The following is an 11,447-nucleotide window of genomic DNA, read 5'->3' as shown; positions in this document are numbered from 1 at the left end:
GTGCGATTAGGTGTATTAGACGTCGGAAGCAATACCGTCCACCTCGTTGCGGTCGATGCCGCGACGGGCGGGCGGCCCACTCCGATGAGCGATTGGAAGACTCCGCTCCGGCTGGTAGAACAGCTGGACAAAAAGGGCAACATCCATGAAAAGGGTGTAAAGAAGCTGGTCAGCGCCGTAGCGGAGGCGAGCGAGCTGGGCGATAAGTTGGGCTGCGCTGAATTTATCGCCTTTGCTACCTCGGCGGTGCGCTCCGCGCATAATTCGGAGGCCGTGCTCGATGAGGTGGAAAAGCAGACCGGCGTACGCCTGCAGATTCTCTCCGGCGTGGAAGAAGCCCAGCTGACCTTCCTCTCCGCACGCCGCTGGTACGGCTGGTCCGCCGGCCGTATTACCAACCTGGACATCGGCGGCGGCTCGCTAGAGCTGTCCACCGGTACCGACGAGCACCCCGACCTCGCCTTCTCCCTCGACCTGGGCGCTGGCCGCTTGACCCATAACTGGTTCGACACCGACCCACCGGAGAAAAAGAAGGTAAGTGCGCTGCGCGATTATATCGATGCGGAGCTCGAAAACGTTGCCCAGCAGATGAAGGCCATGGGCCCCGCTGGCCTCGCCGTGGGTACCTCCAAAACCTTCCGTACGCTGGCGCGCCTGACCGGTTCCGCCCCGTCGTCTGCCGGCCCATACGTCAAGCGCACGTTGACTGCACCGGGTCTGCGCCAGTTGATTTCCTTCATCTCTCGCATGACTGCGGCAGACAGAGCGGACCTAGAAGGTGTAAGTTCTAACCGATCGCACCAAATCGTTGCCGGCGCTCTAGTAGCCGAGGCATCCATGCGAGCCTTGGACATTGAGAAGCTGGAAATCTGCCCGTGGGCGCTGCGTGAGGGCGTCATTTTGCGCCGGACCGACAAGGGATTGGAATAGGAAGAGATCATGGCTGACAAGAAGAAGTTGACCGTGGCAGAGCTGCTGGCTCGCGATAAAAAGGCCCGCGGCGAAAAGGGCGGCAAGGACGACAAGCGTTCGCGCCGCCACCGCCGCAGCCTCGATGAAGGCGGCATTTCCGTTGCCGAGCTAACCGGCAACCTCAAGAAGGTAGAGGCTTCGCCTGCCGAGGCCAAGCACACCTCCGTCTCCATCGACGAGGACGCTCCCGTCATCCGCGCCCCCAAGGCCGCCGAAGCGACCGATGCCGACTCCGCAAAGAAGTCCACCGACAAGCCAGCTTCTCAGTCCGCAGCCAAGGCTGCCGCCAAGCCAGCGCAGACCGCAAAGCCGGCTGCTGCCGCCGCGGCACAGGGGGCGGCGAAGAAGAACCAGCCTTCTGCAGATGACACCGCGGTAATCCAGCGCGTGGGTAAGGCAAAGGCGGACGACGCCAAGCCTGCCGCGGCGAAGGCAGCTGCGGTCAAGCCCGCAGCGGAGAAGCCGGCCGCAGACAAGACCAGCGCGGACAAGGCCACCGCAGCGAAGCCCGTTGCCGAAAAGCCAAAGGCCGACAAGGGCGCGAAGGCGGCCGGAGCGGGAGCTGCGACAGCTGGTGCTGGAGCGGCCGCTGCGGCGGCGGTGCCGGCGTCTAAGAAGGCGGGCGTCGCTAAGGATGCCGAGGAAACCGGCAACCTGCCCAAGGTCGAGGACGACGAAGAGTGGATCGAAGAAGAGCACGAGAAGCTCAACCCAGTTTCCATCCTGCTGATGATTGTCGCGGGCATCCTGCTGGCGATTGTCATCTTCAAGGGCTTTGAGATTCTGTGGGATAGCTTCCCACGCCTGGTCGTCGCCATCCTAGCGCTGTGCGTCACCGCGATTATGGTGGGCGTGACGCACGCCCTGCGCACCGCGCGCGATGGATTCTCCATGTTCCTGGCCGGCTTTACCGGCCTTATCCTGACCTTCGGCCCGCTGCTGTTGGTTATGCTCTAAGCCCCCGCTTGTCGACGCCCCGGTTACCCCACGTGGTAGCCGGGGTTCCGCATTTTTGGCATGGTGGAGACTATGACAAAGATTGCAATTTTAGGCGGCGGACAAATCGGTGAGGCTTTGACCTCGGGACTCGTGGCATCGGGTTTTGCGGGCTCGGATATCACAGTCACCAATCGCACCGAATCCCGCAGCCAGGAACTCAAAGAGACTTATGGCGTCAACGTCACCAGCGATAATGCGGCGGCGGTGGACGGCGCGGACTATATCTTCGCGTGTGTGAAGCCCTACGCCATCCTGGACCTGCTCGAAGGCCTTGAGCCGGCCAAGGACGCCGTGGTCGTGTCCATGGCCGCGGGACTGACGCTAGAGCAGCTGCAGGGTGCGGCGGGCGAAGGCGTGCCGGTGGTGCGCGTTATGCCTAATACCCCCATGTTGGTGCGTCGCGGCATGTGCACCTGTGCGGCCGGTGCGCACGTGAGCGACGCCCAGATGGACGGCGTGCGCGAGCTGCTCGAGGCCGTGGGCGAGGTGGCGGTCATTCCGGAGAAGAATATCGATGCCGCCACCGCGCTGGCGGGCTCCTCCCCGGCTTATTTCTTCCTCGTAGCAGAGGCGCTTGTCGATGCCGGCGTGCAGCTCGGCCTTCCTCGCGACGTCGCCGAGAAGCTTGCCGCCCAAGCCGCAGCCGGCTCTGGTGAGATGCTGGCTAGCTCCGGCCGCTCGGCCACCCAGCTGCGCGCTGGCGTAACCTCGCCGGGCGGCACCACTGCGGCCGCCGTCCGCGAGCTGGAGGAGTCCGGCCTGCGCGGCGCGTTCTACCGCGCGGCAGAGGCTTGCTCTGCTAAGGCCAAGGAGCTCGGCTAGCGCCGCCGTGTGCGACCTCCCCGTGGTGGGGGTGTACCCACCCGGGAGTGCTGGGGCAGGTGTTAAGCAGCGCTTTTAGGGGAAACCCTAATGAATGCTGTGAAAAAATTTGGCACTTGGGTCGCATTAGTCACATGTTTCACGATAGGCTAGGGCAAGCACGTGCGTGAAGTCCTGTGGGAGGGGAAGCCTACAGCGCGTAACGAGCTGAAGGGTTAGATATATATGGCAAATGAAGAAAAGGGAACCTTTCTGACGATCGCGGAGGTCGCCGAGATTATGCGCGTCTCCAAAATGACCGTCTACCGTTTGGTTCACGCAGGCGAAATGCCGGCTGTTCGCGTCGGACGCTCCTTCCGCGTTCACGAGTCCGCCGTCAACGAGTACCTAGAGGCTTCCGTCTACGGAGCCTAGGCTCGCGCCGCACAGACAGCGCCCACCTCTGTTGGCCTTCGAGGTCAGCGGTGGTGGGCGCTGTTGTTTCGCATAGGCCCTTTTTGGTCACGGGCTGGGTGCTGGGTAAGATGGTGTGCATTCGTGTCGGCTCGCTGATGTGGCCCGCGGTCCGTGTGGCCACGGCGGCAAGAGTGCACCTTCGCCGTTTTAGCGCTGACAAGTTTGACAGTACGTACTACACGAAAGTGAGGACTCCATGGGTTCCGTCATTAAGAAGCGCCGCAAGCGCATGTCCAAGAAGAAGCACCGCAAGATGCTGCGCCGCACCCGCGTGCAGCGTCGTAAGCTGGGCAAGTAAACCCCAGCCCGCTTCTTGCCCTCCGCCATTGTGCGGAGGGTTTTTGCATGCTTGCCGAAGTCCCCCCAGCGCCCTCTACCGACCTCGCTACCGCCGGTAGTAGCGCCAGCCGCCATAGGAAAAGGCGGCGGTGGCCAGCGCCGGCAGACCATAGGTGCGGATGGCGCGGCGCACGGAGCGATAATCACGCACGAGCCAGCCGCGGTCGCCAGCGATATCGCGCAGTTTGCGGTCTGGGTTGATGGCCACGGCGGTGCCGACCATGGACAGCATGGGCGCGTCGTTGGCGGAATCCGAATACGCGGTGCAGCGCGAGAGGTCGAGGCCTTCGATGGTCGCGAGCGCGGCCACGGCGTGCTTTTTGCCGGGCCCGTGGAGGATATCGCCGACCAGCCGGCCGGTGAACTTGCCGTCTTTGACCTCCGCGACGGTGCCGAGCGCGCCGGTAAACCCGAAGCGCCGGGCGAGCACCTGCGCTAGCTGGACCGGCGTGGCGGTGACCAGCCACACCTGCTGACCGGCGGCCAGGTGCATCTCCGCCAGCTGCGTGGTGCCAGGGTAGGCGCGGCGGGCCAGCGAGGCGTCTACAATCTCCTCGCAAAGCTCCACCAGCTCGTCGACGCTGCGTCCTTTGACAAACTCCAGCGCTTGCGCGCGGCCGACGGCCACGTCCTTGGCATTTTCGCTGCCGGAGACGCGGAACTTGAGCTGCTTCCACGCAATCGGCAGGATTTCAGAAAGCCGGAAGTAGCGCCTGCGCGCCAAGCCAAAGGCGAATTCCACGAGGGAAGAGCCTTGGATGAGGGTGTTGTCGACGTCGAAAAACGCTGCCGCGCCCACATCCACCGGTACGTCTGGGTCTTGGGCGGTGATGCGTTGTGCACCGGCCGCGTCATAGGAGCCGGTGACCGAGTCCACGCCGGAGGCGAAATCCTCCAACTCCAGCCCAAATTCCTCCAGCGCCGCGGCGGCCGCGGCTTCACCGGCGGTGCGCTGTGATTCCTCGTCCAGCGGGGCGAGCGCTTGGGTCTCCAAGAAATTACGCAGGTTACCGCGCGAGGCGGTCCAATTGGCCAAGAAGTCGCGGGGGGATTCGGGGAACCCTGGGGGAGTGGTAGCGGACACGAGTGAGACAAACAGCTTTCGCAAACGCGGGGTGGACTAACGTGTCCATAGTAATGGTTTCGACCGCCGCCGTCCTTGTGAGGAGAATATGTCTCAGCATCTCGTCGAGCTCATGGTGCGCACCACCTGCGGTTCTTGTGCGCGCGTGAGGGAGCAAATCACCCCCGTCGTCAAGCGGGCAGGCGCGGAGCTTGCTGTGCGTAACGTGGATGAGGACGCGGAGCTGGCCATGGAGTTCGGTGACCGCGTGCCCGTTGTGGTCATCGACGGCGAAGAGTTTGCCTGCTGGGAAGTAGACAACGAGGAGTTAGCGGCCGAGCTGGCCGGTTGATTCGGGATCCGCGACACCGACGGGTAGTCTTTTGGAGGATTAAAATCAATCAAAGGGTTGAGGAGTGTTGTGCATGAGCGTGCTCGTTGTGGGCATGTCCCACCAGTCGGCGCCGGTAGCGCTGCTGGAAAAGCTGAGCATGGATAGTGCGGTCCAGGATTCCGCCTGCGGGCAACTCGTGGCGGCCGAGCCGCTTTCAGAGGCCATGATTATCTCCACCTGCAACCGCATGGAGGTCTACACCGTCACCAACTCCTTCCACGCCGGCGTGCAAGAAGTCGTGCGCGTGCTCACCCAGGTTTCGGGCGTGGGAGAGCAGGAGCTGCGCAACTACCTCTACGTGCGCTATGCCGACGCCGCGGCCGAGCACCTGATGTCCGTGACCTCCGGCCTGGATTCCATGGTGGTAGGCGAGCAGCAGATCATCGGCCAGGTGCGCAGCGCCTACCAGTCCGCCTCGGAGCAGGGCACGGTCGGCCCGCGCATCCACGCGCTGGCGCAGGCCGCGCTGCGGGCCGGCAAGCGCGTCCACTCCGAGACCGATATCGACGAGGCCGGCGCCTCCATGGTGTCCTTCGCCTTCGACCAGGCCCTGCAGCGCCTCGACGCCGAAGACCTGACTGGCAAGACCGCGTTGGTCCTTGGCGCGGGCGCCATGGCATCCCTCGCCGCCACCCATGCCGGCCGACTAGGCGTCAAGGAACTGGTGTTGGCCAACCGCACCCGCGAGCGCGCCGAGCGCCTGGCCAGCCACGCCGAGGAAGCCGGCGTTGCCACCCGCGTCGTGGACTTTTCCGAGCGCGCCACCGCGCTTTCCGACGTCGACCTGGCCATCTCCGCCACCGGCGCCGATAACTTCACCATCGAGGCCGCCGACCTCCCTGCCGGCCGCGATCTCATGCTCATCGATCTCTCCCTGCCGCGCGATATCGACGATGCCGCCGCCGCGGCCGAGGGCGTGGATCTGGTCAATATCGAGCGCCTGAGCAAGTCGCTCTCGGCCGCCTCCACCGATCTCGCGGCCGGTACCAGCCCGCACGCGCAGGCCCGCCACATCGTCGACGAAGAACTCGCGGCCTATACCTCAGCCCAGCGCGTGCGCGACGTCGCCCCGGCCGTAAGCGCCCTGCACCGCCGCGCGGCCGATCTCGTCGAGTGCGAGGCCGCGCGCCTGCAACACAAGCACCCCGAGCTCGCGGGCAAGCAACTTGAGGACGTCCAGCGCGCCCTTAAGCGCGTGGCCGATAAACTGCTGCATGAACCGACGGTGCGGGCGAAGAAGCTGGCGGCGTCGGAAAGCAGCGTCAGCAGTGAGAACGCCCTGCAGGAACTCTTTGGCCTGCAGCTGGAAGGCTCCGGCGTGTCCGTGGCCGTCAATGAATTGCCCACCATGACTAAGGAGGCCTAAATGTTTCAGATTGGTACCCGCGGCTCCAAGCTCGCCACCACCCAGGCGGGCCATGTGCGCGATTGGCTTATCGACGCCGGCTTTGACTCCCAACTCCACATCGTCACCACCGCAGGCGACGTCAACATGGCGCCCGTCGAGCGCATCGGCGTCGGCGTATTTACCCAGGCGCTGCGCGAGGCGCTCTATGCTGGTGAATGCGATATTGCCGTGCACTCGTTTAAGGACCTGCCCACCGCGCCCGATGAACGCTTCCGCCTCGTCGTGCCACAGCGCCAGGATTCCCGCGAAGCGCTCGTCGCCCGCGATGGCCTGAGCCTGGAGCAGCTGCCGCAGGGTGCGCGCGTGGGCACCTCCGCCCCGCGCCGCATCTCCCAGCTCGCCGCCCTCCGCCCGGACCTGGAGATTTGCCCGCTGCGCGGCAATATCGATACCCGCATGTCCAAAGTCACCGACGGCGAGCTCGACGCCGTCCTGCTGGCCTACGCCGGCCTGCTGCGCGGCGGCTATGCGGACCGCGCCACCGAAATCTTTGAGCCTTCCGTCTTCATGCCGGCGCCGGCCCAGGGTGCACTCGCCATCGAGGCCGTGGCCGGCACCGAGGCCGCCGCGGCCCTAGACGCCATTGTCGACGACCGCGCCTCGGCCGCCGCTGCTGGTGAGCGCGCCGTGCTGGCCCGCCTCGAGGCCGGCTGCACCGCGCCGGTGGCCGCCACCTCGCGCTGGGACGGCGACCAGCTCACCGTGCGCGGCGGCGTCTTCGCGCTCGACGGATCCCGCCAGCTCATCGCCACCGCCTCCGGCTCCGCGGCCGAAGCCGCCGATCTTGGCGCGCGCATCTCGGACGAGCTTTTCGCCGGTGGCGCGGCCGAGCTGCTGGGCAAGTAATTTCGCCTTTAGGCGCTAATAATTTAAGGTGTAGATACCACAGATCATTGTCCCGCAATGATCCGGCCCCCTTTAAGGGCATCCCAGGACGCAAGGCCTGGGATTTTGGCCGTTAAGACCGTGTCACCCACCGCCGGCGCGGGGAACCACACCGCATGCGATCATGTCCGTGCGCGGTGCCGCGCGCCCGATTTTAGAAAAGAACTTTATGAGCAATGCCGCGCCAGACACCCAATTGGGCAAGATCGTCTTTGTGGGCGCTGGTCCAGGTAATCCCGACCTGCTGACCGTGCGCGCCCGCGAGGTTCTGGCAAATAGTGCCATCGCCGTGACCGATCCGCAGGTCATGCAGGGCGTGCGCGATGCCGTCGCCGCCGCGCTGCCCGTTCCGCAAGAGCTTCTCGACGCCGCCGAGGCCGAATACGCCCAAATGTGCGCCGATGCCAAGGCCAAGGGCGCGCGCCGCAAACCGCCGCGCCCCGCGCCGCCAACGGCCGCGGTGCTGTACGAGCCGGCCGCAGATATCGTCGGCCAGCTACGCGAGTGCTTGGTCAAGGCCGATGGCGAGGACGTCATCCGCCTGGTCACCGGCAACCCGCTGCACCGCGAGTCCATCAAAGCCGAGATTAACGCCGTGGCGTCTGCCGGCCTGGAATTCCAGGTAGTGCCGGGCATGTCCCTGCCGTCTACCGTGCCGTCCTTTGCCGGCATTGCGCTCGGCTCGACCTATACCGAGGCCGACGTTACCGACGGTGCCGATTGGGACGCGCTGGCCAATGCCACCCAGCCCATTGTCCTGCAGGCCACCAAGGAAGACCTGCCGGTGATCTCCGATGAGCTGCAGCAGCGCGGCATGCCGGCCGAGACCGAAGCATTCGTCACCGTCCACGGCACCACCCGCCTGCAGCGCACCTATGAGACCACACTTGGCACTATGGGCAAGCTGGACGCTGACCTCACCGGCCCGCTCGTGGTCACCCTCGGCCGCAGCATCGACGACCGCACCAAGTACTCCTGGTGGGAAAACCGCCCGCTTTATGGTTGGCGCGTGCTCGTCCCGCGCACCAAGGAACAAGCTGGCCCGATGTCCGCGCGCCTGGCCGGCTACGGCGCCATCCCGCAAAACGTGCCCACCATCTCCATCGAACCGCCGCGCAACCCGGCGCAGATGGACCGCGCCATCAAGGGCATCGTCGAGGGCCGCTATAAGTGGATCGTCTTCACCTCCGTCAACGCCGTGACCGCGGTGTGGGACAAGATTGCTCAGCTCGGCCTCGATGCCCGCGATTTCGCCGGCGTCCACCTTGCGGCCGTGGGCACCAAAACCGCGGCCGCCATCCGCGCCAAGGGCATGGTTCCGGAGCTTCTGCCACACAAGAAGAAGCAGAACGCCGAGGGCCTGCTCGATGTCTTCCCCAATTTCGTAGAAGATATCGACGCCGTCGGCCGCGTCCTGCTCCCGCGCGCCGATATCGCGGCCGATACCCTAGTTGACGGGCTCAAGGCCCTCGACTGGGAGGTCGACGACGTCGTTGCCTACCGCACCGTCCGCGCCGCCCCGCCTTCGGCCGAAATCCGCGACATGATCAAGACCGGCGGCTTCGACGCCGTCGCCTTCACCTCCGGGTCCACTGTGCGCAATCTGGTGGGCATTGCGGGCAAACCGCACCAGCGGACGATCATTGCGTGTATCGGGCCGTCGGCAAGAGCAGCCGCGGAAGAGATGGGCCTGCGCGTCGATGTGGTGCCCGAAGTCGCCGACGTGCCCGCGCTTGTCGACGCCCTCGCAGACCACGTCGCCGCCCTCCGCGCCGCCGGAAACCTGCCCGCGCCGCGCAAGAAACGCCGCTCGCGCAAGAAGGCTACTAAGGTCGACAAGGCATAAGTTTTAGTCTCGCTCTAAGGAGTACCCAATGAGCACCTTCCCAGCCCGCCGCCCACGCCGCCTGCGCACCACCCCCGCGATGCGCAACCTCGTGGCCGAAACCGAGGTCCGCCCCTCGGACCTGATTTTGCCCATGTTCATCGTGGACGGTCTCGACGCCCCGCGCGAGATTCCCTCCATGCCGGGCGTCTACCAGCACACTTTCGATTCCCTGCGCCGCGCGGCCGAGGAGGCGCTGGAGGCCGGCGTGCCGTGCATCGACCTTTTCGGCGTGCCGCTCGATGAGGACAAGGATGAGACCGGCTCCGTCGCCTGGGACCCCCAGGGCATTTTGAACCGCGGTATTTCCTGCCTGCACGAGGAATTCGGCGATGACCTCATCGTTATGGCCGATACTTGCCTGGACGAATTCACCTCCCACGGCCACTGCGGCGTGCTGGATGACAACGGCCGCGTGCTTAACGACGAATCCGTCAAGCTCTACCAAGACATGGCCCGCTCCCAAGCCCGCGCCGGCGCCCAGATCGTCTCCCCGTCCGGCATGATGGACGGCCAGGTTGCCGCCATCCGCGCCGATCTCGACGAGGCCGGCCACGAGGACGTGGCCATCATGGCTTATTCCGCCAAGTACGCCTCCGCCTTCTTCGGCCCGTTCCGCGACGCTGTCGGTTCCTCCCTCGAGGGCGATCGCCGCACCTATCAGCAGGACCCGCGCAACTTCCGCGAATCCCTGCTCGAGGCCGAGCTCGACATCGAAGAAGGCGCGGACTTCGTCATGGTCAAGCCCGGTCTGCCCTACTTGGACGTGCTCTCGGCCGTGGCGGAGACTTCTCCCGTGCCGGTCGCGGTCTACCAGGTCTCCGGTGAGTACGCGATGGTCAAGGCCGCGGCCGCCAACGGGTGGATCGATGGCGAGGCCATCATGCTCGAGTCGCTGACCGCATTCAAGCGCGCCGGCGCCGGCCAGATTCTGACCTACTTCGCTACCGAAGCCGCCCGCCTGCTCAAGTAAAGGACCCCTGTGACTGCTACGCCCCCGTCGCCCGCCCCTGCCCCTCGCACGCAACGCCCGCCGCGGCAGCAGCAGCGGCCGGAGTCCGTGACGTACATGCTGTGGCTGTGGCTGGGCGCGCTATGCGGCGAGGCCGTGCACCAGGTGCTCAACGTGGTGCTCACGCTGCTCAACCACGACGTACTCATGTCGCAGGCCAAGGAGATGGCGAAGTCCGCACCGGCCGGCGTGGATGAATCCCAGCTTTCCGACGCCTTCCTCCGCACCGCCGCCTACGGCTCCGTCGCTCTTTCGGCTGCCATATCCCTGGCGATTATCGTGCTGTTGGCCTTCCTGTTGCGGTCCCTTGCTAACCGCAGCAAGCGGGCCGGCACCTCGCGCCGCGTGTGGTTCGCTTTTTCGATCTACTTCGGATTCCGCATTCTGCTGACCTTCATGGTTACCCCAGCCGGCGCGGACGTGCCCGATTGGCTCTTTGCCGCCGATGGCATGGTGCAAATTCTCGTCGGCGTCGCGGCGGTGCTCGGCCTGATTTTCTCCGTGCGGGCCGATACCTTGGATTACACCGGCGAGCTCGAGCAGATGCGCGAGCTGGAAAAGGAACTCGAGCAAGCGCAGCGCGAGAAGAAGCGCGCCGAGGAGGAGCGCAAGCGTTCCAAGGGCGACCAGCGCAGCAAGCGCGACAGCAGCAAGCGCGATCGCGCCGACCACACCAACCGCACCGACCGCGCTGACCGGACCGACCGGGAGGATGAGCGATGAGCAATACCGATCGGCCTGGGCCCCGCGACTATAACCGCGCGGCCCGAAACTCCTCCGCCAACCAGAACCTCGACGTGTGGCCGCGGCCCCTGCGTTGGGCATATTGGGTGCTCGTCGTCAGCGCCGTGATCATGCTGGTGAGCGGCATGGTGGGCATCTTCGGCTCGGGCGGGCCACAGGCCGAGCCGCAGAATGCGCAAGTAGCGGAGTATCTCCACTCGAATCGCCTGTTTGTCGCGGTGACCAATGCCGTCGGCGCCATCCTGCTTGCGCTCTTCGCGGCGCAGCTGGCCGGCGGGTCCAAGTGGGCGCGCCGCATCATTACCGTGGTCATCGCGTTCGCGCTTTTTACCAATATCGCTGCCCTCGCACTCGGCATCGGCGGGCTCGGGCTGCTGATTATCCCCATCACCTTGCTCGTCGCCCTCGCGCTGCTTTTCCAGCCGCAGTCCAACCGCTTCATCAAGGACCGCAGCTTGCGTGGCTAAT

Annotated in this window: 13 protein-coding genes; 12 read left to right on the top strand and 1 reads right to left on the bottom strand. The window is 65.2% G+C overall.

Features of this window, described 5'->3' with window-relative positions; translation table 11 throughout:
• The 5 genes from QP934_RS03540 to QP934_RS03520 all read left to right on the top strand — a co-directional run bounded on the left by QP934_RS03540 (position 1) and on the right by QP934_RS03520 (position 3,547).
• On the top strand, positions 1-930 hold the full coding sequence (locus tag QP934_RS03540; RefSeq protein WP_419126821.1) for a hypothetical protein: 930 nt from the start codon (positions 1-3) through the stop codon (positions 928-930).
• A gap of 9 nt (positions 931-939) precedes the next feature.
• Complete coding sequence (locus QP934_RS03535; RefSeq protein ID WP_419126820.1) at positions 940-1,929, top strand: tripartite tricarboxylate transporter TctB family protein; 990 nt, start codon at positions 940-942, stop codon at positions 1,927-1,929.
• A gap of 72 nt (positions 1,930-2,001) precedes the next feature.
• On the top strand, positions 2,002-2,793 hold the full coding sequence (gene proC, locus QP934_RS03530; RefSeq protein WP_419126819.1) for a pyrroline-5-carboxylate reductase: 792 nt from the start codon (positions 2,002-2,004) through the stop codon (positions 2,791-2,793).
• Positions 2,794-3,018: 225 nt separating this feature from the next.
• Positions 3,019-3,207 carry a helix-turn-helix domain-containing protein gene (locus QP934_RS03525; RefSeq protein WP_005276651.1) on the top strand — a complete coding sequence of 63 codons (189 nt, stop codon included), beginning with the start codon at positions 3,019-3,021 and terminating at the stop codon, positions 3,205-3,207.
• Positions 3,208-3,445: 238 nt separating this feature from the next.
• The gene (locus QP934_RS03520; protein WP_003855542.1) at positions 3,446-3,547 is read left to right on the top strand and encodes a 30S ribosomal protein bS22; all 102 of its coding nucleotides are present in this window, start codon (positions 3,446-3,448) and stop codon (positions 3,545-3,547) included.
• A gap of 87 nt (positions 3,548-3,634) precedes the next feature.
• On the opposite strand, the gene QP934_RS03515 is transcribed toward QP934_RS03520, so the two are convergent.
• Entirely contained in the window at positions 3,635-4,672 is a 1,038-nt protein-coding gene (locus QP934_RS03515) for an HAD family hydrolase (RefSeq protein ID WP_419126818.1), read from the bottom strand.
• An 88-nt stretch (positions 4,673-4,760) separates the two neighbouring features.
• Between QP934_RS03515 and QP934_RS03510 the strand changes: the two genes are divergently transcribed.
• The 7 genes from QP934_RS03510 to QP934_RS03480 all read left to right on the top strand — a co-directional run bounded on the left by QP934_RS03510 (position 4,761) and on the right by QP934_RS03480 (position 11,446).
• Positions 4,761-5,003, top strand: a complete 243-nt coding sequence (locus tag QP934_RS03510) for a glutaredoxin family protein (RefSeq protein ID WP_198492452.1) — start codon at positions 4,761-4,763, stop codon at positions 5,001-5,003.
• Between the two features lie 73 nt (positions 5,004-5,076).
• Entirely contained in the window at positions 5,077-6,411 is a 1,335-nt protein-coding gene (locus QP934_RS03505) for a glutamyl-tRNA reductase (RefSeq protein WP_340419330.1), read from the top strand.
• Positions 6,412-7,299 carry a hydroxymethylbilane synthase gene (hemC, locus tag QP934_RS03500; protein WP_419126817.1) on the top strand — a complete coding sequence of 296 codons (888 nt, stop codon included), beginning with the start codon at positions 6,412-6,414 and terminating at the stop codon, positions 7,297-7,299. It begins immediately after the preceding gene.
• Between the two features lie 163 nt (positions 7,300-7,462).
• Entirely contained in the window at positions 7,463-9,184 is a 1,722-nt protein-coding gene (locus QP934_RS03495; protein ID WP_419126816.1) for a uroporphyrinogen-III synthase, read from the top strand.
• A gap of 28 nt (positions 9,185-9,212) precedes the next feature.
• Positions 9,213-10,196: a porphobilinogen synthase gene (hemB, locus tag QP934_RS03490; RefSeq protein WP_337888444.1), complete on the top strand. Its 984-nt coding sequence runs from the start codon at positions 9,213-9,215 to the stop codon at positions 10,194-10,196.
• A 9-nt stretch (positions 10,197-10,205) separates the two neighbouring features.
• Positions 10,206-10,958, top strand: a complete 753-nt coding sequence (locus tag QP934_RS03485) for a hypothetical protein (protein WP_419126815.1) — start codon at positions 10,206-10,208, stop codon at positions 10,956-10,958.
• On the top strand, positions 10,955-11,446 hold the full coding sequence (locus QP934_RS03480; RefSeq protein ID WP_340419326.1) for a tellurium resistance protein TerC: 492 nt from the start codon (positions 10,955-10,957) through the stop codon (positions 11,444-11,446). The genes QP934_RS03485 and QP934_RS03480 overlap by 4 nt, the downstream gene beginning before the upstream one ends.
• Position 11,447: the final 1 nt, after the last annotated feature.

The sequence above is a fragment of the Corynebacterium sp. MSK122 genome, from assembly GCF_030229435.2.
GTDB lineage: Bacteria > Actinomycetota > Actinomycetes > Mycobacteriales > Mycobacteriaceae > Corynebacterium > Corynebacterium marquesiae.
This window is presented reverse-complemented; position numbering and strand designations above follow the sequence as displayed.

Excerpts from the sequence above, each read along its gene's own strand:
- QP934_RS03535 (WP_419126820.1), top strand. The coding sequence starts at position 940 with ATGGCTGACAAGAAGAAGTTGACCGTGGCAGAGCTGCTGGCTCGCGAT.
- proC (WP_419126819.1), top strand. The coding sequence starts at position 2,002 with ATGACAAAGATTGCAATTTTAGGCGGCGGACAAATCGGTGAGGCTTTG.
- QP934_RS03525 (WP_005276651.1), top strand. The coding sequence starts at position 3,019 with ATGGCAAATGAAGAAAAGGGAACCTTTCTGACGATCGCGGAGGTCGCC.
- QP934_RS03520 (WP_003855542.1), top strand. The coding sequence starts at position 3,446 with ATGGGTTCCGTCATTAAGAAGCGCCGCAAGCGCATGTCCAAGAAGAAG.
- QP934_RS03510 (WP_198492452.1), top strand. The coding sequence starts at position 4,761 with ATGTCTCAGCATCTCGTCGAGCTCATGGTGCGCACCACCTGCGGTTCT.
- QP934_RS03505 (WP_340419330.1), top strand. The coding sequence starts at position 5,077 with ATGAGCGTGCTCGTTGTGGGCATGTCCCACCAGTCGGCGCCGGTAGCG.
- hemC (WP_419126817.1), top strand. The coding sequence starts at position 6,412 with ATGTTTCAGATTGGTACCCGCGGCTCCAAGCTCGCCACCACCCAGGCG.
- QP934_RS03495 (WP_419126816.1), top strand. The coding sequence starts at position 7,463 with ATGTCCGTGCGCGGTGCCGCGCGCCCGATTTTAGAAAAGAACTTTATG.
- hemB (WP_337888444.1), top strand. The coding sequence starts at position 9,213 with ATGAGCACCTTCCCAGCCCGCCGCCCACGCCGCCTGCGCACCACCCCC.
- QP934_RS03480 (WP_340419326.1), top strand. The coding sequence starts at position 10,955 with ATGAGCAATACCGATCGGCCTGGGCCCCGCGACTATAACCGCGCGGCC.